Annotated in this window: 27 protein-coding genes; 12 read left to right on the top strand and 15 right to left on the bottom strand. The window is 55.0% G+C overall.

The window, feature by feature from the left end:
- Positions 1 to 116 precede the first annotated feature (116 nt).
- The gene (locus ABIE64_RS11255) at positions 117 to 893 is read left to right on the top strand and encodes a ferredoxin--NADP reductase (RefSeq protein ID WP_354377484.1); all 777 of its coding nucleotides are present in this window, start codon (positions 117 to 119) and stop codon (positions 891 to 893) included.
- 238 nt (positions 894 to 1,131) lie between these two features.
- The gene (locus tag ABIE64_RS11250; RefSeq protein WP_037987492.1) at positions 1,132 to 2,622 is read left to right on the top strand and encodes a methyl-accepting chemotaxis protein; all 1,491 of its coding nucleotides are present in this window, start codon (positions 1,132 to 1,134) and stop codon (positions 2,620 to 2,622) included.
- A 91-nt stretch (positions 2,623 to 2,713) separates the two neighbouring features.
- Here the strand turns inward: ABIE64_RS11250 and ABIE64_RS11245 are convergent, their stop codons facing one another.
- The 6 genes from ABIE64_RS11245 to ABIE64_RS11220 all read right to left on the bottom strand — a co-directional run bounded on the left by ABIE64_RS11245 (position 2,714) and on the right by ABIE64_RS11220 (position 6,776).
- Positions 2,714 to 3,058, bottom strand: coding sequence for a tRNA-binding protein (locus ABIE64_RS11245; protein ID WP_354377483.1), 345 nt, complete (start codon positions 3,056 to 3,058; stop codon positions 2,714 to 2,716).
- Positions 3,059 to 3,223: 165 nt separating this feature from the next.
- On the bottom strand, positions 3,224 to 3,676 hold the full coding sequence (locus ABIE64_RS11240; RefSeq protein ID WP_007090095.1) for a phasin family protein: 453 nt from the start codon (positions 3,674 to 3,676) through the stop codon (positions 3,224 to 3,226).
- A gap of 199 nt (positions 3,677 to 3,875) precedes the next feature.
- The gene (locus ABIE64_RS11235) at positions 3,876 to 4,580 is read right to left on the bottom strand and encodes a TetR family transcriptional regulator (RefSeq protein WP_354377482.1); all 705 of its coding nucleotides are present in this window, start codon (positions 4,578 to 4,580) and stop codon (positions 3,876 to 3,878) included.
- A gap of 25 nt (positions 4,581 to 4,605) precedes the next feature.
- The gene (gene proC / locus ABIE64_RS11230) at positions 4,606 to 5,421 is read right to left on the bottom strand and encodes a pyrroline-5-carboxylate reductase (RefSeq protein ID WP_065701711.1); all 816 of its coding nucleotides are present in this window, start codon (positions 5,419 to 5,421) and stop codon (positions 4,606 to 4,608) included.
- Between the two features lie 352 nt (positions 5,422 to 5,773).
- Positions 5,774 to 6,280 (bottom strand): type III secretion system chaperone family protein, encoded by a 507-nt coding sequence (locus tag ABIE64_RS11225; RefSeq protein ID WP_007090092.1) that lies wholly within the window; start codon positions 6,278 to 6,280, stop codon positions 5,774 to 5,776.
- Positions 6,281 to 6,470: 190 nt separating this feature from the next.
- The gene (locus ABIE64_RS11220; RefSeq protein ID WP_007090091.1) at positions 6,471 to 6,776 is read right to left on the bottom strand and encodes an accessory factor UbiK family protein; all 306 of its coding nucleotides are present in this window, start codon (positions 6,774 to 6,776) and stop codon (positions 6,471 to 6,473) included.
- A 256-nt stretch (positions 6,777 to 7,032) separates the two neighbouring features.
- On the opposite strand from ABIE64_RS11220, the gene rfaD reads away from it, so the two are divergent.
- The 10 genes from rfaD (at position 7,033) to ABIE64_RS11170 (ending at position 16,893) form a co-directional block, all read left to right on the top strand.
- Positions 7,033 to 8,016 (top strand): ADP-glyceromanno-heptose 6-epimerase, encoded by a 984-nt coding sequence (gene rfaD / locus ABIE64_RS11215; RefSeq protein ID WP_063093154.1) that lies wholly within the window; start codon positions 7,033 to 7,035, stop codon positions 8,014 to 8,016.
- A gap of 91 nt (positions 8,017 to 8,107) precedes the next feature.
- Positions 8,108 to 8,959, top strand: a complete 852-nt coding sequence (gene lgt / locus ABIE64_RS11210) for a prolipoprotein diacylglyceryl transferase (RefSeq protein WP_199486253.1) — start codon at positions 8,108 to 8,110, stop codon at positions 8,957 to 8,959.
- Entirely contained in the window at positions 8,956 to 10,083 is a 1,128-nt protein-coding gene (locus ABIE64_RS11205) for a class I SAM-dependent methyltransferase (RefSeq protein WP_354377481.1), read from the top strand. Before lgt ends, ABIE64_RS11205 begins: the two co-directional genes overlap by 4 nt.
- A gap of 11 nt (positions 10,084 to 10,094) precedes the next feature.
- The gene (pgeF, locus tag ABIE64_RS11200) at positions 10,095 to 10,916 is read left to right on the top strand and encodes a peptidoglycan editing factor PgeF (protein ID WP_139328178.1); all 822 of its coding nucleotides are present in this window, start codon (positions 10,095 to 10,097) and stop codon (positions 10,914 to 10,916) included.
- A gap of 112 nt (positions 10,917 to 11,028) precedes the next feature.
- Positions 11,029 to 12,042 (top strand): hypothetical protein, encoded by a 1,014-nt coding sequence (locus tag ABIE64_RS11195; protein ID WP_354377480.1) that lies wholly within the window; start codon positions 11,029 to 11,031, stop codon positions 12,040 to 12,042.
- A gap of 317 nt (positions 12,043 to 12,359) precedes the next feature.
- Positions 12,360 to 13,292 carry a ribose-phosphate pyrophosphokinase gene (locus ABIE64_RS11190; protein ID WP_007090085.1) on the top strand — a complete coding sequence of 311 codons (933 nt, stop codon included), beginning with the start codon at positions 12,360 to 12,362 and terminating at the stop codon, positions 13,290 to 13,292.
- 122 nt (positions 13,293 to 13,414) lie between these two features.
- Positions 13,415 to 14,035, top strand: a complete 621-nt coding sequence (locus ABIE64_RS11185; RefSeq protein WP_007090084.1) for a 50S ribosomal protein L25/general stress protein Ctc — start codon at positions 13,415 to 13,417, stop codon at positions 14,033 to 14,035.
- A gap of 14 nt (positions 14,036 to 14,049) precedes the next feature.
- Positions 14,050 to 14,820: an aminoacyl-tRNA hydrolase gene (gene pth / locus ABIE64_RS11180; RefSeq protein ID WP_354377479.1), complete on the top strand. Its 771-nt coding sequence runs from the start codon at positions 14,050 to 14,052 to the stop codon at positions 14,818 to 14,820.
- Positions 14,821 to 14,884: 64 nt separating this feature from the next.
- Positions 14,885 to 15,988 (top strand): redox-regulated ATPase YchF, encoded by a 1,104-nt coding sequence (ychF, locus tag ABIE64_RS11175; RefSeq protein WP_037987357.1) that lies wholly within the window; start codon positions 14,885 to 14,887, stop codon positions 15,986 to 15,988.
- Positions 15,989 to 16,146: 158 nt separating this feature from the next.
- A complete protein-coding gene (locus ABIE64_RS11170) occupies positions 16,147 to 16,893 on the top strand; it encodes a glutamine amidotransferase-related protein (RefSeq protein WP_354377478.1) in 747 nt (248 codons plus the stop codon).
- Between the two features lie 22 nt (positions 16,894 to 16,915).
- Here ABIE64_RS11170 and ABIE64_RS11165 read toward each other — a convergent pair whose 3' ends face one another.
- The 9 genes from ABIE64_RS11165 to ABIE64_RS11125 all read right to left on the bottom strand — a co-directional run bounded on the left by ABIE64_RS11165 (position 16,916) and on the right by ABIE64_RS11125 (position 24,406).
- A complete protein-coding gene (locus ABIE64_RS11165; protein WP_065701704.1) occupies positions 16,916 to 17,434 on the bottom strand; it encodes a DUF2478 domain-containing protein in 519 nt (172 codons plus the stop codon).
- Between the two features lie 125 nt (positions 17,435 to 17,559).
- Positions 17,560 to 18,150, bottom strand: a complete 591-nt coding sequence (locus tag ABIE64_RS11160) for a cytochrome c3 family protein (RefSeq protein ID WP_007090079.1) — start codon at positions 18,148 to 18,150, stop codon at positions 17,560 to 17,562.
- Between the two features lie 11 nt (positions 18,151 to 18,161).
- Positions 18,162 to 18,626, bottom strand: coding sequence for a nitrate reductase cytochrome c-type subunit (locus ABIE64_RS11155; protein ID WP_354377477.1), 465 nt, complete (start codon positions 18,624 to 18,626; stop codon positions 18,162 to 18,164).
- 11 nt (positions 18,627 to 18,637) lie between these two features.
- Positions 18,638 to 21,142, bottom strand: coding sequence for a periplasmic nitrate reductase subunit alpha (gene napA, locus ABIE64_RS11150; RefSeq protein WP_354377476.1), 2,505 nt, complete (start codon positions 21,140 to 21,142; stop codon positions 18,638 to 18,640).
- Positions 21,143 to 21,184: 42 nt separating this feature from the next.
- The gene (locus ABIE64_RS11145) at positions 21,185 to 21,436 is read right to left on the bottom strand and encodes a chaperone NapD (protein ID WP_007090076.1); all 252 of its coding nucleotides are present in this window, start codon (positions 21,434 to 21,436) and stop codon (positions 21,185 to 21,187) included.
- Positions 21,429 to 21,956 carry a ferredoxin-type protein NapF gene (gene napF / locus ABIE64_RS11140; protein ID WP_065701701.1) on the bottom strand — a complete coding sequence of 176 codons (528 nt, stop codon included), beginning with the start codon at positions 21,954 to 21,956 and terminating at the stop codon, positions 21,429 to 21,431. The genes ABIE64_RS11145 and napF overlap by 8 nt, the downstream gene beginning before the upstream one ends.
- 17 nt (positions 21,957 to 21,973) lie before the next feature.
- Complete coding sequence (gene napE, locus ABIE64_RS11135) at positions 21,974 to 22,147, bottom strand: periplasmic nitrate reductase, NapE protein (RefSeq protein WP_007090074.1); 174 nt, start codon at positions 22,145 to 22,147, stop codon at positions 21,974 to 21,976.
- 222 nt (positions 22,148 to 22,369) lie between these two features.
- Positions 22,370 to 23,410, bottom strand: coding sequence for a zinc-dependent alcohol dehydrogenase family protein (locus ABIE64_RS11130; protein ID WP_065701700.1), 1,041 nt, complete (start codon positions 23,408 to 23,410; stop codon positions 22,370 to 22,372).
- Positions 23,411 to 23,443: 33 nt separating this feature from the next.
- Positions 23,444 to 24,406: a rhomboid family intramembrane serine protease gene (locus ABIE64_RS11125; protein ID WP_007090072.1), complete on the bottom strand. Its 963-nt coding sequence runs from the start codon at positions 24,404 to 24,406 to the stop codon at positions 23,444 to 23,446.
- Between the last annotated feature and the right edge of the window lie 32 nt (positions 24,407 to 24,438).

The raw sequence follows: 24,438 nt of genomic DNA, 5'->3' as shown, positions 1-24,438 counted from the left end.
TTTGGTTGATGTTAAATCGCGTCAACTTGGCATGGATATGGTGCTGGGAAAGTGTGTCCGTCGTTCCCGCCACGGTCCAGTAGAAAGCTTTAGACGAAACGGATTGATGCAGCGTTATGGCCAGCAATTTAAACGAAGAAACAGTCACTTACGTCCATCACTGGACCGACACCCTCTTCACATTCAAAACCACCCGTGATCCGGGGTTCCGGTTCATCAACGGTCAGTTTGCCATGATTGGACTCGAAGTCGAAGGCAAGCCGCTTTTGCGCGCTTATTCGATGGTGAGTGCCAATTATGACGAAGAGCTTGAATTCTTTTCGATCAAAGTGCCAAACGGTCCGCTGACATCACGTTTGCAGCATATCAAGGTCGGTGACAAGATCCTTGTCGGGCGCAAGCCGACCGGCACCCTGATCCATGACAACCTGCTGTCGGGCAAAAACCTCTGGCTGCTGTCGACCGGCACCGGTCTGGCCCCGTTCATGAGCGTTATTCGCGACTATGAAACCTACGAGCGCTACGACAAGGTCATTCTTGTTCATGGTTGCCGCGAGGTTCGCGAACTGGCCTATCAGGAATTCATCCATAGCGAACTGCCCAACAATGAATTCTTTGGCGAGGAAGTGACCAAAAAGCTTCTGTACTATCCGACCGTCACCCGCGAGGAATTCAAACATCAGGGCCGCATCACCGACCTGATGAAGTCCGGCAAACTTTACGATGATCTTGGCCTGCCCAAGCCGACCCTTGAAGATGATCGCTTCATGCTGTGCGGCAACCCGGAAATGATTGCTGAAACCCGCCAGATGCTGATCGATTGGGGCGGCAAGGAAGGCAATATGAACGAGCCGGGTCATTTCGTGATCGAGAAGGCATTCGTCGAGAAGTAATACCTTTTTAACGGAAGAAACTGACCGTTCAAAGGTGCCCTTTCGGGGGCACTTTTTTTGTGCGTGATCCATAAGTGACTGATTAAATTGCGGTAAAATCAAGGTCACCTTTATATTTTAACACTCCCTATATGGGGATATGGGAGGCTATACACCTGTATTATCTTTCTGGCAGTTCCAAGCCAGATCGCGGAAACAACACTGACGCTCTGGCACCCTGATTTTCAAGAGGTGTATGATGTCTATGTTAAGCTTCCTTTCGTCTAAAAAGAGCGGTCTGGCTTCCGAAACTATTGTTGCGCTTGATAAATCAATGGCTGTGATCGAGTTTGAAATTGATGGCACTATCATTCGCGCCAACGAAAACTTTCTTGATTTCATGGGCTATAGCGCGTCCGAAGTTGTCGGAAAGCACCATCGCATGTTCGTGCCAGAAGAGATACGTTCGGCACCTGCATACGGTCAGTTCTGGAAGGATCTGGCGGCTGGTGAGTTCAAACGCGAAGCTTTCCCACGTATTACCAAAAGTGGCCGAAAGGTGTGGATCGAAGCATCCTACAACCCGGTTCTTGACCGGCATGGCAAGGTGCTTAAGATTGTCAAATTCGCGTCCGACATTACCGAACGACAAGAAAAGCTTGCTGAACTGGAAGGCAAGGTCAATGCGATTGCCCGCAGTCAGGCGGTCATTGAGTTCGATTTGCACGGGAATATCCAGGATGCGAACGAAAACTTTCTGTCGGTAATGGGATATGAAATGTCCGAAATCGCTGGCAAGCATCACAAGATGTTCGTCGAGCCGGAATACGCGAGTAGTCGGGAATATGACGATTTCTGGAAAAGCTTGCGGGCGGGTAACTTTGTGTCCCAGCAATTCAAACGTTTGGCCAAAGGCGGTCAGATTATCTGGATCGAGGCGTCCTATAACCCGATTTTTGACGCCAACGGGGTTCCATACAAGGTGGTCAAGTTTGCAACAGATGTGACCGAACAGGTCAATCTTCTGATTGATCTGAAGGCGATGATTGATAACAACTTTTCAGCCATTGATCAGAGCCTTCACCAATTGGATGAGAAGTCGATCTTTGCAGCGACGGTTTCCAATCAAACATCGGCAAATGTTCAGGCAGTTGCTGCGGGTTCCGAAGAATTGGCGGCATCAATCGCGGAAATTTCACGCAGCATGTCCGAAGCCAGAGCATCCACCGATCAGGTTTTCGAGAAAACGGTTCTGGCTGGTCAATCAACCGATAAAATGAACGAAGTTGTCGCGGCGATGGGTAATATCGTCGAGGTGATCCAGAATATCGCCAGCCAGATCAATCTGCTTGCGCTCAATGCGACCATCGAATCGGCCCGTGCCGGTGAAGCCGGAAAAGGGTTTGCGGTTGTGGCAACCGAGGTCAAGAACCTTGCCAATCAGGCGGCACGCGCCACCGAACAGATTTCTGGCGAGATTGGCGGAATTCAAACCATTGCAAGTGAAGTTGTCGCGGTGCTTGGGTCTATCCGCAGTGACGTTGAAACCGTTCTGAACAACGTCACGACAATTTCTTCGGCAGTGGAAGAACAGAGTGCCGTGACCCAGGAGGTTTCGGGGAATATGCAAAATATGGCAACGTCGGTCGAAAGTTTCGCCGCCACAATCGAAGAGATCAAATCATCTGCGATCAGTGTTGCCGGAACGGTCGGCCGTACCCGCGAAGCCGCGATGGTACTGGCGCGCTAAGAAAATACGAATACGGATGCTGAAAAAGGGCGTGGCCAGATGATGGCCGCGCCCTTTTTGTTTGTGCCGGATTGACGGTTAGGAAAGCATCCTAGAACAGGCGTCCGCCATTGGGGATGTTGCGTTCCGGTGCGATCAGGACGATGCCCTTGTCGTCCTCGCCATCGGGGAAGCCGAGGCAGAGGAATTCGGACATGAAAGGACCAACCTGTTTTTTGGGGAAATTGACCACACCGGCGACCTGGCGGCCGATCAGGTTTTCGGGCGTGTAATATTTGGTGATCTGGGCTGATGTTTTGCGGGTGCCGATTTCAGGGCCGAAATCCACCCAGAGCTTTAAAGCCGGGCGGCGGGCTTCGGGGAATTCCTGTGCATCGACAACCGTGCCAACGCGGATATCCACCTTCAGGAAATCTTCAAAACTGATCTCGCTCATAAATCTTTCTCCGTTGAATTTGAGCCAGATTAGCGGGGGCACGGTTTGCCGTTAAGGGTTAATCGATGCGTTTGACCAGATCAGGAGTTTGGGCAAAAGCACAAATAAAAACGGCAGAGCCAGAAGGCTCTGCCGGAAGTTGATAACGGGAAGTTATCAGCTAGATTATTTCGCAGTGGCGGTCTTTTCGATCGCGGACTTGAATTCGTCCAGGGATTCGGTAAAGCGGCTCTGCAGAAGAGCAAGAGCTTCTTCCTGAGACTTGCTTACCAGACCGGACAGTTCCTTGGCATTGGCGAGGGCTTCTTCGTAAGCGGCTTTCGCAGCTTCGGTCTGCTTTGCAGCAGCGGCCATCGGGTTGTCAGCAGGAGTAGCAGCGAAATCTTTGCCCTGGGTCTGAACTTTATCCAGCAGCGTTTTGAAAATTTCGCTCTGACGCTGAGCAACAGCCTGGAAACCATCGAAGGCAACCTTGTTGGCTTTGGTCAGGGCTTCAACGTTTTTACGCTGAAACGCCATCATCTCGTTCACGTCGACACCCGGCATTTTGAAATCCGCAGTGTATTTGGTGAAGTCGAGATCGAAGAACGGGTTGGTAGCCTTTTTAGCGGCAGTCATGGTGTGCGCTCCATCAGCAATTTGCAACAGATGTGGAATGAGGCGCTATTGTGCGCCGCACAAATTCAACTGCAATATGAAGGAATGAACCGTTTTCGTCAAGGTTTATTTTGCAGTGCACAAAAACTTCATGGTTTGGTTTTTGGTTAATGAAATAACCTTGGGTTATGCTGTGGCTGCCCTGTTTCAGATCAGATACTTAGGATGCCGTGCTGTTATTTTCAGTCGTCGGCGACGTCTGTTCTGTGTGGTCGGTTCGGCGACATTTTTGGGCAAACCGGTCACATTTTTTCTGAATTTTTCCGCAAGCCCGGCTTAGGCGGGAAATACCGGTGCCGATCCGTTTATCCCATTCGCTGCCGCGCGATAGTGCACGATCAAGGGCGGCCATTGTCGGACCGAAGTCGGCGGTTTCATCCTCAAGCCATTGTCTGAAGCACCGGGCATAAATCGTGCCCATCCCGGCCACACGCAGGCTGCCATGCAGGCCGCCGGTGGTGAAGCCGCTGGCATCAAGCATCCAGCGCATCGAACCGAAATGGGTTTTGATCGCGCGCAGCGTATCAGCCGGGCCAAGGTCGCCGCCACTAGCGATGATCGACCGCAGGGCGGGGCGATAGGGCATCAGTGCATCGAACCGCGCCATCATTACGGCGATCAGGCGATCATGCCCCGGTTCATCGAAATCGGCGGGATCAAGATCGGCAAGAACAATCCGGTCAATCCGGTGCACGAATTGGCGCAGGATATCGGCCTTGCTTCTGAAGTGATCAAAAGCCACGCCAATGTCGACATTGGCGGCCTGCGCAATATCGATCATGGTGACGTCATGCCAGCGCCCTGATGCGGCCAGTTCCATGGCTGCATCGATCAGTGTGGTTTGCGGATCTTTCTTTGCCGGCATGATCGTCTCCTTGATCGGTTTGTGCTTAGCCCGCCAGTTCGACGGAACGTTTCCGGGCGGCTTCAACCGCGCGGGTCATGAGGTCGGGCAGGCCGTTCTGGGTATCCATCAGCACCGAAAGTGCTGCAGCCGTCGTGCCACCGGGGCTGGTAACATTTTCGCGCAGGGTCGCCGCGGTTTCTTCGCTGGCATCAAGCAGGAAACCGGCGCCGACAACCGTCTGACGGGCGAGCATCATTGCCTGATCGGCTGGCAGTCCCGCGGATTCGCCTGCCTGTGCCATGGCTTCGACCAGATGGAAGATATAGGCCGGTCCACTGCCCGAAAGGGCGGTGACAGCATCCATCAGGCTTTCATCACTTACCCACGATACCATGCCGACAGTGGCCAAAAGCGTTTCGCACATATCGCGCTGCGCCTGACTGACATTATCGGTCGGGCACATCACGGTCATGCCACGCGATACGGCAGCCGGGGTATTGGGCATGGCGCGCACAATGCGTGCGGTTTCGCCAAGGTGTCCTGCAAAAAAGCCGATGGTTTTTCCTGCGGCAACCGACAGGAAAACCGTTTCAGCCCGGACCAGCGGTTTGTAATCTTCGATCACATCGGGCAGGACCTGTGGCTTGACGGCAAACAGCACGACTTGCGGGATGAAATCCTGCGGGACTTCGGTGATATCGGTAATGCCGTGCACGCCATAGCGGGTTGAGAGTTTCTCGGCGGCTTCGGCCTGTTCGATAATATAGACATTATCCGATTTAAGCCCTTTGGCCAGCCAGCCTTCCAGCATGGCACTGCCCATTTTGCCACAGCCGACCAGCAATAGACGCGTATTCATGAAATCTGCTCCGATTTTTCCATCCCTGACTGCCGAATATGTGTGGATCAGCAATCGCAATGCAATGCCGTAGCGATGTTCTGAAGGTGGGTCAAGTCGGTGACAGGGGCAAGGGGCGTGAGGAGATTCACAACAGTTTGCCCTCAGATATCACGCTGCGGGGTGTTTTTCTGACAACACCAATCCGCGCGGGATTTTGTATCGTCCGGGCTATTGTTCAAGCCTGTCGACCGGGATTTATATCGCGATGACCATTCGCGGGCGGTGGCGAAAATTTTTCAGCGCCCGCAAACAGAAAGGGTCGGCACACGGTCCGACCCCTTTGAAAATGCGTTTGGCGGTAACGCGCCGCCTATGCCTGGCCGACAGGTTCCAGCATCGAATGGGTCAATGCTTCGTCCGGGGTTTTGCCCTGACCCAGCACAAAGTTGAAAGCCGGGAAAAAGCGTTCGCATTCGGAGATGGCGATATCAATCAGTTCTTCGAACTGTTCGACCATCGGCGGGACATCGCCGCCAAACAGAAGCGTATGGCGGAACAGCGGCATGTTTTCATCCAGCCACAATCCGAAATGGCCGAGCCAAAGCTGTTCATTGCATTTTGCCAGCAATTCATAGATGCGCGGGCGCAGCGGCTCGGGAACGAACAGGTCATAGCAGCAGGCAATGTGAAGCGCTTCGGCATCTTCGCGCCAGGTGAAATAGACCAGATACGTGCACCAGTGCGCCGGGATTTCGACAACGACTTCATCGTCGCTGCGACGTTCCACGTGCCAGTCATTGGTGCGGGCGATATCTTCAACAAGCAGCAACGGATTTTCGTCACCGAGGTCGCCGATATCTTCCAGGTGGTCGTTCATATAAATTTGCCAGTCTCTGCATATGCGAAAGGGCGCGCACTATATGCCGGTGCCCGCCGCGTTTCAACCGCCCCGCGACGCGTGACGGAAATGAATTTCAAATGATCGGCAATCCGCTGTCCCTGGCCGACCTTTCCGCGGCCCTGCGATGAACGGCGTTCCTTGCCTGTATGTGGGGATGATTTCCCGGTTATGCGTCTTTTTTTGCTGCCGGTTTGCTGCTGGTGCGTTTGGTGGCCGGTTTTTCAGCTTTTGCCAGACGATCTTCGAGTTCTGCAATCCTGGCTTCGAGGCCGTCGATGCGTTCAGCCGCACGGATGGCGACATCGTGAATGACGTCGAATTCTTCGCGTGTGACCATGTCCATCCCGGCCAGGATTTTTTCAAACTGCTGGCGGACAAGTGCATCGATCTCGCCCTTGACACCGGTCATGGTTCCGAGGGCGGAATTGGTGACACGGGTCAGGTCGTCAAGAATACGGTTATTGATCTGCATCTTTGTCTCCGGCTTTTGGCGGTATCTGTGTGTTACGGCATATCCGCAAAACATGCGCATAATATGGGCTTTGCACAGCGCAAGGCAAGTTGATCGTCAATCAGGCACCTGTAAAGGAAAAACAACCAGCTTTTCTTGCCCCGGATCGGGGCGGGGCCTATAAAGTTGTCAGTTTTCATAATTGATTGCCCCAAAGGCCCGACAGGGTCGCAGCAAGGGCTGGCGCACAAGGCCAACGTGCCGCGAGGAGAATGCAATGCTGATCGTAACCGGTGGTGCCGGATTTATCGGGTCCAATATCGTGGCCGCCCTTGAAGAACGCGGTGAAACCGACATTGTGGTCGTTGACCGTCTGCGCGACGGGATCAAATGGAAAAACATAGCAAAACGTAACCTGCGCGATATCGTTCATCCCGATGATCTGCCGGCGTTTCTGGACGCGCATAACGATATCAAGGCGATTTTTCACATGGGCGCGATTTCGGCCACCACCGAACGCGATGCCGACAAGATCGTGCAGAACAATTTCAAACTGACCACCTGGCTTTGGGAATGGTGCGCGCGCCATTCATCGCGGTTGATCTATGCATCGTCGGCGGCGACCTATGGCGATGGCAAGCAGGGTTTTGACGACAGCTTTGATCAGGGTGATCTGGCAAAATTGGCACCGCTGAATGCTTATGGCTGGTCAAAACATGCAACCGACCGCCGGTTCAGAACCATCCTTGATCAGAACGGTTTCCGTCCGAAACAGTGGGCCGGGCTTAAATTCTTTAACGTCTATGGCCCGAACGAATATCACAAGGGCGGCATGCGATCGGTCGTGTCGCAGATGTTTGACAAGCTTTCGGCGGGTGAAACCGCAACTCTGTTCAAATCGCATCATCCCGACTACGAGGATGGCGGGCAGCTTCGCGATTTTGTCTGGGTCGGGGATGTTGTCGATATCATCATGTGGCTTTACGACAACCCGCAGGTTAGCGACCTGTTTAACGTCGGCACCGGCAAGGCACGCAGTTTCAAGGATCTGGCGCTTTCGGTATTCAGTGCGATTGGCAAGGAACCCGATATTCAGTATGTGCCAACACCTGAAAGCATTCGCGACAAATACCAGTATTTCACCGAGGCCAATATGGCCAAACTGCGTGCGTGCGGATACGGTGCGAACATGACCCCGCTTGAAGAAGGGGTGCGGCAATATATTCAGGATTACCTCGCGACCGAGGACCCGTTCCGTTGATCCGATGCCGGGCAGGGCGTCTTGCCATGTTCCTGCCCTGATCGTTTGCGACCAGTCGGTAAATTAACAAACATACGTCACGGAGTTTCCCCTGATGCTAAGCCTTGCCTTTCCGGCGATTGATCCGATCGCGATCTCTATCGGTCCGATTGCAATCCGCTGGTATGCCCTTGCCTATATTGCCGGGTTGCTGCTTGGCTGGCGGTATGTGGTTTATTACTGTGCCAAGACGCCCAACATCATGAGCAAACGCGACATTGATGATTTGCTGTTCTGGGCGACGCTTGGCGTCATTCTTGGCGGGCGTACGGGATATATCCTGTTTTACAATCTGGAATATTACATGGCGAACCCGGCCAATATCCTGAAAGTATGGCAGGGTGGCATGGCGTTCCATGGCGGGTTCATGGGCGTGATCGTGGCGATCATCCTGTTTGCGCGCAAACGCGGCATTTCGATTCTGGCGGTACTGGATGCGGCGGCGGTGGCAACGCCGATCGGGCTGTTTTTCGGGCGGATCGCCAATTTCATCAATGGCGAGCTGTTTGGCCGTGTGACCGATTCCCCGATTGGCATGGTGTTTCCAAATGGCGGGCCGGAACCGCGCCACCCAAGCCAGCTTTACGAAGCAGCCCTTGAAGGTCTGATCCTGTTTATCGTGCTGTTTGCCCTGTCGCGCAGTGCCTATGTCCGCCATCGGCCGGGTATTCTTGGCGGAACATTCGTTGCCGGTTATGGTATTTCGCGCATCATCGTCGAATTTTTCCGCGAACCCGATGCGCAGCTTGGCTTCCTGACATTCGGGGCGACCATGGGGCAGTTGCTGTCGATCCCGATGGTTCTGGCCGGTATTGGCTGCATTGTCTTTGCGATGAAATCCGATCCGATTGAAACGCGCAAGCTTCCAAAAGAAGACCAGCCAAAAGACGGACAGAAGGCGTGACCGAGACTTCCGAAAACCCGCTGCTTGAGCATCTGAAACGGCGCATCGCCCTTGGCGGGCCGATCACGATTGCCGATTTCATGAGTGACGCGCTCGCCCATCCCGAGCATGGCTATTACCGCAAACAGGACCCGTTCGGGCGCAAGGGTGATTTCATCACCGCGCCTGAAATCAGCCAGATGTTTGGCGAATTGATCGGGCTTTGGGCGGCGGTGACATGGCAGCAGATGGGAAGCCCGCGCAAGATCAATCTGGTGGAGCTGGGACCAGGGCGCGGGACGCTGATGGCCGATGCCCTGCGTGCGGTGCGCAATGTGCCGGGGCTTTCCGATGCGTTAACCGTGCGGTTTGTTGAAACCAGTCCGGTCCTTAGAACCCATCAGCAAACCGCGATCATGCCCTATGGCATTCCGGCAACGTGGCATGAGGCATTTGACGATATTCCGGTCAGTGGCAATGCGCCGATGATCGTGATCGGCAACGAGTTTTTCGATGCCCTGCCGATCCGTCAGTTTGAACGCGCAAGCCATGGCTGGTCCGAACGGCTGGTTGGGGTGGATGCCAATACCGGGGAACTTGGTTTTGTCCGTGGGGCGCAAACGCCGGTGACGGATGCGCTGGTGCCAGCCACATTGCGTGGCACGGCAAAGCCCGGCGATATTTTTGAAAGCTGCCCGGCGGCGATTGCGATTGCAGATCAGGTCGCGCGCCGCCTGAACGCGGTTGGCGGGGCGGCTTTATTCATTGATTACGGCCATCCCCACAGCGCGTTTGGTGATACCTTGCAGGCGCTTAAGGACCATAAATATCATCCGGTTCTGGAGCAGCCCGGTGATGCGGACCTGACCGCGCATGTTGATTTTGCCGCCATCGGGCGGGCAATGTTGGAAGCGGATGCGCGGATCGGTGCGGTCCTGACGCAGGGCACGTTCCTTCGGATGCTGGGGATCGAACAGCGTGCCGAACTTTTGAAAGAAAGTGCCGATGATGTGCAGGCAAAATCGATTGATGCGGCCTTGGCACGCCTGATCGATGCCGATCAGATGGGAACCCTTTTTAAAGTGCTGATCGGATATGGTCGCGAAACGGCGCCGCCACCCTGTGTCAGCGGTGCCGAAGGATGACGGAGCTTTCGATGACCAGCCAGATAACCCGCGGAATTGAACGCAATGCCAATGGCCTGATGTGGTTCGAGGCCGAAAGCCTGCAACATCAAGATGGTCTGCGTCATGGCTTTCTGACCCGCAAGGGCGGGGTGAGTGATGGCATCCATAGCGGACTGAATGTCGGGTTTGGGTCGGATGACAGCCGGGACCGTGTTACGGAAAATCGCGCACGTGCGGCAAAGGCGTTTGGTACGAAGGCGGACCGTCTGACCACGGTTTATCAGGTACATGGCATTGATGTTGCGGTGCTGAAACGCCCGCTGGAGCGCGAAGAAGCTCCGAAGGCTGATGCGATGGTAACTGACCGCCCCGATGTGATGCTGGGCATTCTGACGGCGGATTGCACGCCGGTATTGTTCCATGATGCAAAGGCGGGCGTGATTGGTGCGTGTCATTCAGGATGGCGCGGATCATTTGCCGGGATATCAGAGGCAACCGTAAGTGCCATGGAAAAGCTTGGCGCGTCGCGTGACAATATATCGGCCTCTGTCGGGCCGTGCATTGCGCGTCCGTCCTACGAAGTCGATGCCGGGTTCCGTGATACGATCCTGTCGGGCCCATCCGGGGACGAGGACCTTTTTGATCGATCTGTCCGCGATGGTCACTTCATGTTCGATCTGCCGGAATATGTCCGCCGCCGGACCATGGCGACCGGTATTGCCGCAGTCGAGCTGGTGGCGCGCGACACCCTGGCCGAAGAAGAATTGTTTTACAGCTATCGCCGGACGACCCTTCGCGGCGAACCTGATTACGGACGGCAGTTATCAGCGATCATGCTGACCGGTTCCTGATCCCGGGATTGCGAGGAAACATGCTATGCCCCATTTGATCATGCTGTTCTTCTTTATGATCATTGCAGCCATGGTTGGCTGCGTTTTGATGTGACGCGGTGAATTTGAATAGATGATTTCTCGATTACGGTTTCTGGTTCTTTTTGCGTCCTGTGTTTTGCCGCTTGCGGCATGCGGTGATTTACCGCGCCCGTTTGAAGGGGCCGGTCGCGAAGGTGATCCGACATTGCTGGAACTGCGCGATACCAACACGGTCCGGGTCGAGATCGGCGAAGATCTGCCCGAAGGGGCATCGGTGCATTTGTCGCGCGCGATGGCACGCGCGCTTCGCAATCTTGATATCCCGGCTTATAGCGACAGCCAGATCGGCGGTGACTTTATATTGCGGCCCAATGTCGAGTCCCGCCTGGCGAGCGGTGATGCGGCCTATATTGATGTGACCTGGGTTTTGATGAACCCGGATGGCCTGGCGATTGATACCGCCCGCGGGGCGGGGGAATTGCACTCAGGTTACTGGTTTGCCCAAACCCCGAACGGCCCCGAAGAAACCAACCTTGCCGTGCCCAAGGAGCTTGCCGACAAGGTTCGCGACCTTAAGGGCGAAAAGGTTGATCCGGCACAGCAGGCATATGATCAGCTGGTGGACGAGCCGGCCAAGCGGATTGCGTTTCTGATTTCGGGGGATCGTTCCCAACTTGCCGAGGCACCGGTGGTCAAGATCGCACTTGTTGATTTTGCAGGGGCACCGGGCGATGGGAATGAAGCACTGGTACGTTCCGCGGGGGCATTGCTGCGTGCCAAGGGGATCGAGGTTGACGATGAAATAGACGATAGATCGATCATTTTATCGGCGACAATTTCCGTTAAACCGGTGGAACGCAAAACCACGACGCCGCTTGATCAGGTTCAGATCGACTGGGTGATCATGGACCCGGATGGCACCGAATTGGGCCAGATGGCGCAAAACAATGTCGTGCCGCACGGACGGCTTGATGAACGTTGGGGGTCGGTGGCATCGATTGCCGCCCAGGCCGCTGTCGATGCCCTTGAAGGGGCGCTTAATCAGGTGGCGCGCAAAAAGGGCATGATGCTTAAGGTCGATAAAAAGACGGTATCGTCACGTTGATAACGTGCTGATCGTCCGATATTGCGCCAATCTGCATGACTGCCTTGTCGATATTCGGCACCGCGACCATTTACAGACTGTTAACGGCTGGTTATAACACCGCCGCGGTTCACTGATATGTGGACTTGCTCATTATTGGTCTTTGAGTGTCGTGGATATGTCGTTGGACCGGAAGGCGAAAGCGCCGAATTATACGGTCAAGTGAACGACAGGAAAGACGTGACGGGATCTGTTACCGGCAAGTTTGCATCCGGCCTGTACCGCACAGGACATTAGATTTATTCACTTTCCCGGCACCCATTAACCGAGGCCCCGCCATGAAGATCCTCGCTTGTAACAGCAACCGCCCGCTGTCTGAGGCAATTGCTGATCACTTGAGCCTGCCGCTTACCCGTGCAGATCTCAAGCGATTCTCCGATCAGGAAATCTGGTGTGAAATACAGGAAAACGTCCGCGGTGAGGACGTTTTTGTCATTCAGAGCACTTCTTTCCCTGCAAACGACCATCTTATGGAACTTCTGGTGGTTCTTGATGCGCTGCGCCGTGGTTCGGCCCGCCGCATTACCGCTGTGCTTCCGTATTTCGGATATGCGCGTCAGGATCGTAAATCGGGTCCCCGTACCCCGATTTCGGCAAAGCTGGTTGCCAACCTGATCACGGTTGCCGGTGCAGACCGCGTTCTGACCATGGACCTTCATGCCGGTCAGATTCAGGGCTTCTTCGATATTCCGCTTGATAACCTGTTTGCGTCCCCGGTTCTGACCAGCGACATCCGCAACAAGTTCGAAGGCCAGAAACTGGTCATCGTCAGCCCGGACGTCGGTGGTGTGGCACGCGCGCGTTCCGTTGCAAAACGTCTGGATGCCGAACTGGCCATCATTGACAAACGCCGCCCGCAGGCCGGTGTGTCCGAAGTCATGCATGTTATTGGTGACGTCAAGGATGCGGCCTGCATTCTGGTTGACGACATCGTTGATTCGGCTGGCACCCTTTGCAATGCGGCGACGGCTCTTAAAGAGCGTGGTGCGGCATCGGTTGCGGCATATGTTTCGCATGGTGTTCTGTCGGGCCCGGCTGTTGAGCGCATTGCCAATTCGCCGATGACCGAAGTCGTGACCACGGACTCGATCAAGGCATCCGAAGCGGTGCGTGGCTGTTCGAAAATTCGTCAGCTTCCGATTGCACCTTTGATGGCCGAAGCCATTCGTCGAATTTCGGAAGAAAAATCTGTTTCCGTTCTTTTCGATTGAGGGTATAAGGCGCTGCTGCGCTGGCACCCCTGGAGGCCAGCGCGTTTGCTTTCGTGGGTTTTCACCGGTGATTTGCACCAGCCCACGGTCGCAATATGTTTTTAGTTCAAGGAGATTTTCCGATGGCAAACACTGTTATCACTGCGGAAATCCGTGAACGGGCCGGAAAGGGGGCCGCCCGTGCCGTGCGTCGTGCCGGTATGGTCCCTGGTGTCATTTACGGAGCAAAACAGGAACCTGTTCTGTTCCAGATTGACCCGCGTCCGCTCAACAAGCTTCTGCACAAGCAGGGTTTCTTCTCGCACATTCTTGATGTCAAGATTGGCAAAGAAACCTACGAAGTCCTGCCACGCGACGTACAGTTCGACAAAGTGACGGATGCTCCGATCCATGTCGACTTCCTGCGTTTTGCAAAAGGTCAGACCATGACCGTTGAAGTCCCGGTTCGCTTCGTTAACGAAGAGAAATCCCCGGGTCTGAAAAAAGGCGGCGTTCTGAACATCGTTCGTCACGATGTCGAAGTTGAATGTGCACCGAATGCCATTCCGGAAGAACTCGTCTTCGATCTGACTGGTGTCGAAGTTGGCGACTCGATTCACATTTCGGCGATCAAATTGCCGAAAGGTGTCGAACTCACCATTACCGACCGTGACTTCACGGTTGCGACTGTTGCTGCTCCGTCTGCGCTTAAATCGGAAGAAAATGCCGAAAGCGCTGACGACGAAGAAGCGACCGAAGAATAAGATCGAGGTCTACGATGTTATTGGTGATTGGATTGGGGAACCCGGGTTCGGGATATGCCGCCAATCGCCACAATATCGGCTTTATGGCGGCGGACGAACTCGTCCGCCGTCATTCTTTTGGCCCCTGGCGCAAGAAATTTCAGGGGCAAATTGCCGAAGGCGAAGTGAACGGCCAAAAGATTCTGGTATTAAAGCCGGAAACTTTCATGAACCTCTCGGGCCAAAGCGTTGGCGAAGTCCTGCGTTTTTACAAAATTCCGATCGAAGACGTTATTGTCCTGCATGACGAGCTGGATCTTCCACCGGGCAAGCTGCGCGTCAAACGCGGCGGCGGCCATGGCGGGCATAACGGATTGCGGTCCATCGACGCCCATTGCGGCAAGGAATATCGTCGTGTGCGGCTTGGTATTGGCCATCCTGGGGAAAAGGAACGTGTTCACGGGCATGTTCTGGGCGATTTTTCCAAGGCCGAACAGAACGGTTGGCTTATGGCGCTGCTGGATGGCGTCGCACTTGAATTCCCGCGTCTCGTCAAGGGAGACGATGGCGGTTTCATGAGCAAGGTTTCGCACATTGTGTCGCCGCCAAAACCCAAGGCCGAGAAAAAGCCAAAACCGGCTGCGGCGGGTGAGAAATCGGCCGACGCTGTGAAAGGCGACGGCAAGATAGAAGATAAAGGTGCGTCTGATGCGCCGGAGGTTGAAGGCAAGCCTGACACCCCGGTCAGCAACGCCGCAACCGCCATGGCGCAGGCACTGGCCCGCGCCTTTAACAAAAAGAAATAGCATCGGGATCGGGGCCTGCCCCATCCTGTTTCAGACACATTCGAAGTGACGGAGCCCGGAAAAGATGGGATTCAAATGCGGTATTGTCGGTCTGCCCAACGTTGGTAAATCGACCCTGTTTAACGCCCTGACACAGACGGCCGCGGCCGAAGCCGCGAACTTCCCGTTCTGTACCATCGAACCGAACACCGGTCGGGTCAGCGTTCCTGATGAACGCCTTGACAAGATTGCCGCCATCGGCAAGTCGGCGACCATCATTCCGACCCAGCTTGAATTCGTTGATATCGCCGGTCTTGTGCGCGGTGCATCCAAGGGCGAGGGACTTGGTAACCAGTTCCTGGCCAATATCCGCGAAACCGATGCCATCGTGCATGTTTTGCGTTGTTTCGAAGATGGGGATATCACCCATGTCGAAGGATCGGTTGATCCTGTGCGTGATGCGGAAACCATCGAAACCGAATTGATGCTGGCCGATATGGACAGCCTTGAAAAGCGTGTTACCGGCCTTCAGAAGCGTGCGAAGGGTGGCGATAAAGACGCCAAACTGACGCTGGAGCTGATTGAACGTACGCTTGAAGCCCTGCGCGAAGGCAAACCGGCCCGTGTTGTTGAAATCAACAACGAAGACGAAGCCAAGGCGTTTCGCATGTTGCAGCTTCTGACCAGCAAGCCGGTCCTTTATGCGTGCAACGTGGATGAAGACAGTGCGGCTGATGGCAATGCGCTTTCGGCCAAGGTTGCCGAAATGGCTGCTTCACAGGGGGCGCGTTCGGTTGTGATTTCAGCCGCGATTGAGTCCGAGGTTGCCCTGCTCGAGAGTGCCGAAGACAAGAAAGAATTCCTTGAAGGTCTTGGCCTTGAAGAAACCGGTCTGGCACGTGTTATCCGCGAAGGCTACAAGCTGCTTAACCTTTTGACCTTCTTCACGGTTGGCCCGAAAGAAGCGCGCGCATGGACGGTATATTCCGGCGCAACCGCACCGAATGCCGCCGGTGTGATCCATACCGATTTTGAACGCGGTTTCATCAAGGCCGAAACCATCGCCTATGACGATTTCATCACCTTTGGCGGTGAAGCCGGTGCACGCGATAACGGCAAACTGCGTCAGGAAGGCAAGACCTACATCGTCAAGGACGGTGACATCTTCCACTTTAAATTCAACGTATAAGCCGCTTTTCGGCATTATATGACGATTGGGAAAAGCCCCGAAGGCCATCGCAGAAATGCGGTGGCCTTTTGTCATGTCGTTTTGCCTTTTATGGTCTCGGGGCTTGTCAAAACGGTTCTAAACCGCCACCCTTTCGCTATCGCAGCAACGAGGTCGGCATGAACGAATTAAGTCCCGCGAAACGCGTTTTAATGGTTTTCAATTCTGCCACCGGTCAACCCGGTCGGGTTGGGGCTGTTTTGCGCCGGTATGGGTACGAGTTCGATATTCGCCGTCCGGGTGAAGGCGACGCGTTGCCAAGTGATATGTCAGGCTACCATCTGGCGATTGTGTTTGGCGGTCCGATGAGTGCCAATGACGACCATGAGGCTAATGTTGCAAAGATCATGGAATGGCTGCCCTATGTCGTGAACAGCAACGCGATGTATCTGGGCATTTGCCTTGGTGCGCAATTGATGGCGCGCCATTTGGGGGCCAAAGTCACCTCGCGTGCCGATGGCATGACTGAAATCGGTTATTATCCGATCGAGGCGACGGAAGCCGGACGTGACCTTTTCCCCGCCGAAATGATGGTCTATCACTGGCACAGCGAGGGGTTCGAGCTTCCCGACGGGGCCGAATTGATGGCGCGCGGCTCGGTTTTCCCCAATCAGGCCTATCACGTTGATAACCGGATCTGGGGGATTCAGTTCCATCCCGAGGTCGATGACGAAACCCATGAACGCTGGCTTGCGAAATCGGCGGAAAAGACTGAACGCCCGAATGGTCAGAACCCTGATCAACAGCGTGCCGGACGCGCCAGATATGATGCGGCATTCGGGGCGTGGTTTGAAAGTTTTGCGACCCGCGTTCTGATCGACGAGCGGGTTATTGTTGATGCCAACCTTGGCGTTTGCAGCGTTTAGCGTGTGGCCTGATGACAGGTCATCAGGCTTCCTGTGTTGCGCGTTCCCTGACTTGTTCCTGCCACCAGATGATGATTGAGTCCTCGTCAAAGGGCAGGGTTTGGGCATAGCCACCGTGGAAGTCCTGCCAGGCGGCGTCATATTCATCGCGAACCCCGACCAGTACCGGAATTCCCAAATCCATTGCCTTTGATATCACGTCGCGCAATCCGCGCCCGTCGGCTTCGCTGCGTCCAAACCGCCCGATGATCAGGATATCGGGGGTATGATCCAGATCGCCTTCAAGCTGTTCGGACAAGGTTGCCAATGCATCGCCATCCAGCTTGCAGCCGCGCGCCAGCGACCCGCGGTTTTTGGTGATCGGCATTTCATGTCCGGTGCCAAGATTGCGGACATAAACCAGGGTTCCGCAATCACGGTCCGCGCGGCGTTTCTGCACATAGCCCGCGACACGCAGCCCCTTGGCAACGACGTGATTTGCCAGACGATCCAGCAGATCGTCGATAGCGTCTTTGGGAAGAAAGGGGATACCAGCCAGCATTTATCTAGCCCCGGTTGCCATGTGGCAAAACGCCGGTGTCGCCAAATATCGTCAAAGTCATAGCCCGTCCTTCGCGCGGATTTCGGCGTGATCGCCACACAGATGCGATCACGCCGGATAATCGGTTACTGCCACTCGGGAACACCCGACATGTCAGGCAGATGATGCGCGATCCCTTTGTGACAGTCGATACATGTCTTTTCGCCGGTGAACAAAAATTTCTCGTGCGCTTCGACGGCACGGGGGCTTTGGCGGGTGATGTCCATCGATTCAGCGGAATGGCAGTTACGGCATTCCAGCGAATTGTTGGCTTTCAGGCGGGCCCATTCGTGCTGGGCCAGTTCAAGACGCTTTTCAACAAACTTGTCGCGTGTGCTGATGGTGCCGAAAATCTTGCCCCAGACTTCCTTGGATGCCTGCATTTTACGTGCAATCTTGTCAGTCCATTCATGCGGAACATGACAATCCGGACAGGTGGCGCGCACACCGGACCGGTTGGAATAGTGGATGGTTGATTTAAGTTCGGCAAAAACGTTGTCCCGCATTTCATGACATGAAATGCAGAACTTTTCGGTATTTGTTGCTTCAAGTGCAGTGTTGAACCCGCCCCAGAAGATAACACCGGCAACGAAGCCGCCCAGCGTCAGAAAGGCGAGGCTGAAATGCACACTTGGTGAATTCAGGACCTTCCAATAGCGTTTCAGAAGATCGAACATTGGCAATCTCCCTATTCCGCGATCCGCGTGCTGTTGTTGGGCAGCAATGCATCAATATCGACAAAGCTGTTGCCGAACAGCGGCTCGACCTGACGTTGGGACACATGGCACTGCGTGCAGAAATAGCGCCGTGGGCTGACCGCGGCCAAAAACTGACCGTCCCGATCCATGAAATGGGTGATCGAAACCATCGGTGCGCCGCTTTCGCCGGTGCGCGAACGCGCATGACATGACAGGCATTTATTGGCGTTTTTATCGATCTGATATCCTTCGATATCGTGCGGGATGGTTGGCGGCTGTTCGGGATAATTGCGCGGGCGTTTCTGGTCCGTATCCTCGAAGTTGCTAATCCGCGGGGCAGGGCTTTCCTGATCGGGAGCGGTACTGCGCAGGGTGGTGATCGGTTCGGCGGCATATGCCGCGCCAGCAATTGCAATAATCGCCAGCGCCATGAGCCATTTCGGGGTCATTTTCATGGTTTCCTCCCTCACACCTTTTCCAGACGGACGGCGCATTTTTTGAAGTCCGTCTGTTTGGACATCGGGTCGGTGGCGTCCAGCGTGACCTTGTTGATCAGCTGGCTTGCATCGAACCACGGCACAAAGATCAGGCCACGCGGGGGTTTGTTACGGCCGCGTGTTTCAACGCGGGTGCGCATTTCACCCCGTCTTGAAATCACCCGGACCTCGTCGCCGCGTCGCATGCCCATTTCGGCGGCATCGTCGGGATGGAGGAAGCAAAGTGCGTCCGGGAACGCCCGGTAAAGTTCTGGTACCCGTTCGGTCATCGAACCGGAGTGCCAGTGTTCCAGCACACGCCCGGTACACAGCCAATAGGAATATTCTTCATCCGGGCTTTCGGCAGGCGGCTCATACGGCAGGGCAAAGATGCGCGCCTTGCCATCCTTGTGGCCGTAAAATTCGACCCCGGCCCCCGGCGTGACATAGGGATCGTACCCTTCACGGTAACGCCACAGGGTTTCCTTGCCGTCCACAACGGGCCAGCGCAGGCCGCGTACTTCGTGGTATCTGTCGAACGGGGCAAGGTCGTGACCATGGCCGCGGCCAAAGGTCGCGTATTCCTCGAACAGGCCCTTCTGGACGTAGAAACCGAAATGCTTGGCTTCGACGTTGTTATAGTCCGGTGCGGTATCTTCGAGCGGGAATTTATTGACCTGTCCATTCTGGAACAGAACGTCAAACATGGTTTTGCCACGCAGTTCCGGTGCCTTGGCCAGAAGGTCTTCGGGCCAGACTTCCTCGATCCTGAAGCGTTTGGAGAATTCCATTAATTGCCACAGATCGGATTTGGCTTCGCCCGGCGCGTCGACCAGCTGATGCCACATATGCGTGCGGCGTTCGGCATTGCCATAACAGCCTTCTTTTTCGACCCACATCGCAGTCGGCAGGATCAGGTCGGCGGCCTCGCAGGTGACGGTCGGATAGACGTCGGAAACGGCAATGAAGTTTTCCGGGTTGCGGTAACCGGGCCAGCCTTCCTCGTTCATGTTGGCGCCAGCCTGCATGTTGTTATTGCACTGGACCCAGTACGCGTTGAGCTTGCCGTCCTTGAGCATCCGGTTCTGAAGCACTGCATGGTAGCCGACCTTGTCGGGAATTGTGCCTTCGGGCAGTTTCCAGATTTCCTCGGCGTGCTTGCGGTGTTCGGGATTGGTCACCACCAGATCGGCAGGCAGGCGATGGGAAAACGTGCCGACTTCGCGTGCGGTACCACAGGCCGAGGGCTGCCCGGTCAGCGAGAAGGGTGAATTGCCCGGTTCGGCGATTTTGCCGGTCAGAAGATGGATGTTGTAGCAAAGGTTGTTGGCCCAAACCCCACGGGTATGCTGGTTAAAGCCCATGGTCCAGAAGGATGTGACCTTGATTTTCGGATCGGCATAAAGTTCGGCCAGAGCTTCGAGGCGCTCCTTGGGAACGCCGGTCATTTCATGGACCTTATCAAGGGTGTATTCCGAGACGAATTCGGCGAACTCGTCAAATGTCATGTCGGTCGAGCCACCGGCATCCGATGCATTTTGGGCCGATTGTTCGCGCGGGTCTTCGGGGCGCAGGCCATAACCGATATCGATGTTGCCGCGGCGGAAGATCGTGTGTTTGTTGACAAAATCGGTATTGACCCGGTCGGTCTGGATGATGTGATTGGCGATATAGTTCAGGATCGCCAGATCGGTCTGCGGCTTGAACACCATCGGGATATCGGCAAGGTCAAAACAGCGATGTTCATATGTTGAAAGAACCGCGACCTTGACATGCGGGGCCGACAGGCGACGATCAGTGACACGCGTCCAAAGGATCGGGTGCATTTCCGCCATGTTCGATCCCCAAAGCACAAAGGCGTCGGCGGCTTCCATGTCGTCATAGCACCCCATCGGTTCGTCCATGCCAAATGTGCGCATGAAACCGACAACGGCGGACGCCATGCAATGACGTGCATTGGGGTCTAGGTTGTTGGATCGGAAACCGGCCTTCATCAGTTTGGAGGCGGCATATCCTTCCCAAACCGTCCATTGGCCGGACCCGAACATGCCAACAGAAGTCGGACCTTTTGCCTTGAGTGCGGCTTTCCATTTTTCGGCCATCACGTCAAAGGCCTCGTCCCACGAGACGGGCGTAAAATCGCCATTCTTGTCATAGACACCGTTCTTTTTACGCAGTAACGGCTGTGTCAGGCGGTCCTGGCCATACATGATCTTTGACAGGAAGTAGCCTTTGACGCAGTTCAGGCCACGGTTAACCGGGGACAGGACATCGCCATGGGTGGCAACCACATGGTTGTCCTTGGTCGCGACCATGACCGAACAGCCGGTGCCGCAGAACCGGCAGGGGGCCTTTGACCATTTGAGTTGGGTGTGTTCCGAATCAGTCACCAGATTTTGTGCCGCAGCAGGCAAACTGATGCCAGCAGCCGCAGCGGCAACGGCGGCGGCTTTTGCTTTCAGGGCATCGCGACGGGATATCTTTGCCTTGAACATTGTTAATTTCCTCGAGCCAAAGGTCAGACGGATTATTGGTTGTTATTGGGCGTTTTCATTGTGATGGAAGACCAGGTTAACCCCCAGAACACCAGGGATGTCGCCGATCTCTTTCATGCCGTCTGCGAGCTGTCGGTCGCTTGCGGCTTCCATCACGACAACGATCTTTCCGGACGGGTCATCGGCACTGATTTCAGTGTCGGGCATGTTCAGAAGGGCTGCCTTGATTGCTGTCATATTTTCAGGGCGAGACTGAATAATCATGCTGGAGATCACGCCGACTTTGTCATCCATGGGCTATCTCCGTGGCGGGTTTGATTGAAATGGCATCAACCGGGCATGCGCTAAAACAGGCACCACAGCCGGTACAAAGATCGTCGCCGATCAATACGCGGGCGCGACCGCCCAATTGCGGAATGATGCGGATCGCGCTTTCCGGGCAGACATCACCGCAGGAACGGCAATAGACACCGTTTTCGGCAAAGCATTTGCTGCTGACAGAAACGTCAAGATGCCAAGGGGCGGGAGCCGAACGATCAAAAACCGGTTCGTTACAGGCATCCGCACAGGCGTCACAGAAGGTGCATTCGCCTTTTGCGAAGTCGATTTCCGGGTGTCCGTCCGGACCGGCCTTGATGATGTTTTCCGGGCATGCGGGAATGCAGTCACCACACGCGGTGCAGTGATCTTCGAAACCCCATGACCAAGGAGGCCGGATGATATTTGGCGTGTGCGTTTCCCCCGCGTCTGCGGGCAAACCGCGCAGACCGGAAAAGAAAGCACGCCTACTGGTAAGTTTCGGTGCAGATGACATGACGACGTTCCCCGATATTACATCGGTGGTCCAGGAGGCCCGGCAAACATCTGATAAATCCAGATTGAAAATCCAAGCCCGCCGACCAGCGCAACCGCCAGTACCGGGGCCAGGACAACAGCCAGCAAAACGAAGCAGCGCAATTCAGTTTTGCGCCGTGTGCCGGAATCCATCGTTTGAATATCTGTCATCGGTTCCCTCTCTTTTCAGGCTGGAAACCGTTTCTTTCGCACTTTGTATCCCCTGCGAAAGCCGGTGTTCTCTTGTGAATTACTTTGAGTACCCACAAGCAACGTAGGGGCTATGCACAGGGCATTCAACCATGAATGATTTAAAGTTTGGAATTCTTAAATTATAAGTATTCTAAAGAGGGCGGTGAGGGTGCGGGATGCTTGGCATATTAATTGTTGGTGTTAGAAGCGGTCGATCACAGTAACGCCGGTGCTGACGAAATTATCCATATTCATCAAGGCCGTTGCGCCCTCGGCCAGGGTGACTCGATCCCTGATCAGTTTTTGTGGCGCGAGTTTGCCGGTCATGATCATGTCGATCATCGCGTCATAGCGAAATGCCTGCATGCCGTGGCTACCAAGGATTTCAAGTTCGTGGGCAACCACGCGGTCCATCGGAACGCGAGCATGGGCATGGTCGCCGGTCATAAGGCCGATCTGGATATGCTTGCCGCGTTTGCGCAAACATGACACGGAATTGAAACTGGTGATGGCACTGCCAAGGGCATCGACGGATACATGTGCCCCGCCGCCAGACAGGTCCTTGATCGCGGACGGAATGTCATCACAGGTTTTGGCGTTAAGGATATCGATCGCGCCCAGTTCACGGGCAAGGTCAAGCTTGGCATCGTCGATATCAACCGCGATCACGCGTGCACCAGCCGCTGCTGCGATCATGATGGCTGACAGCCCTACACCGCCGCAGCCGTGAACGGCTACGATTTGACCGGCACTGACTTTGCCCTGGTCAATCACGCCACGGAAACTGGTGGCGAAACGACAGCCAAGGCTGGCGGCGGTGGCGAAATCCATTTCATCGGGCAGGCGCACCAGATTGGTATCGGCATAGTCAATCGCGACATATTCGGCAAAGCTTCCCCAATGGGTAAAGCCCGGCTGGAACTGATGATCACAAACCTGATGATTGCCGCTGTGGCATTCCGGGCAATGGCCGCAGCCCGAAACGAACGGGACCGTGACCCGGTCGCCGACTTTCCAGCGTTTGATATCCTTGCCAACCGCTTCGATGGTGCCGGCAAATTCATGGCCGGGAACGTGGGGCAGTTTCACATCGGAATCATGGCCCATCCAGCCGTGCCAGTCGCTTCGGCACAGCCCGGTCGCCCCAACCTTGATGACAACGCCGTCATTTTCCGGTGTCGGATCGTCCAATTTCCTGACTTCAATTGGACCCTGATATTCGGTGAAAAAGGCAGCGCGCATGATCGTTCCCCGGTTCGGTTGGAAAGACTTTGATCAAGTATTGTCGGGTTCATCCCCGCGATGCAAGCGCGTAACTTTTGGTACGCCCACACCTGGTTTTGGTTGTGGCTTTGGCGGCTGATACCGGCCCCACGGGGATTTATCCATATTGGTTTCACCCGGGCGTCCCCATGGTCCACGGCCCGCACGTTTCATCCGTTCACGGCGTGCCGCACGTTCGGCCTCGTATGCCGCGGCCCACGGCGGTGGTGAGGCATTGGTTGCATTGCTTTTGCGACCTGGCCGGTAAACACCGAAAACCGGGACCTGTTTGGGGCCGCCCTGCCAAAGCGGGATATAGCGATATTTAAAGAACGGGATCAGCGCCAGACCGGCAAAGAAACCGGCAATATGGGCCAGAATGGCCACCCCCTGTTCGGCACCACTCGACAGATTGACGAACTGCATGCCGATCCAGAGACCAAGGACGGCAACCGCCGGAACGTAAAAGATAAAGACCCAGAAGAACCACACCAGAACCCGTGCCTTGGGAAACAGAAGGAAATAGGCCCCCAATACCCCGGCCAGCGCCCCGGATGCGCCGATCATCGGAATTTGCGATGTGGTATCAAGCAAGCCATGGCCGAGTGCGGCGGCAATACCGCAAACAAGGTAAAACACCAGAAATCTGAAATGCCCCATGGCGTCTTCGACATTGTTGCCGAATACCCAAAGATACAGCATGTTGCCGCCGATATGCATCCAGCCGCCATGCATGAACATGGCGCTAAAGATCGACAGGAATTCAAAGCCCGGCGGAAAAACGGCAAGCTGCGGGGGTAATTGGGCATTCCCGAACAGAACCGCTGGAATGGCACCATATTGCAAATTGACCTGAAACTGGCTTTGCGGTGCAAGGGACATGGTTAACAGGAACACGACGACATTAACGGCGATCAGGCCATAGGTCACCCATGGGGTGATTGTCGTCGGGTTGTTATCCTTGATTGGCAGCATCGGCTATCGTCCGGTCCCGTGGCTTATCCAAA

The organism is Thalassospira sp. MBR-102, assembly GCF_040549275.1.
GTDB classification, from domain to species: Bacteria; Pseudomonadota; Alphaproteobacteria; order Rhodospirillales; family Thalassospiraceae; genus Thalassospira; species Thalassospira xiamenensis.
The sequence above is the reverse complement of the archived record's forward strand: the minus strand, read 5'-3'. Positions and strand labels throughout refer to the sequence as shown.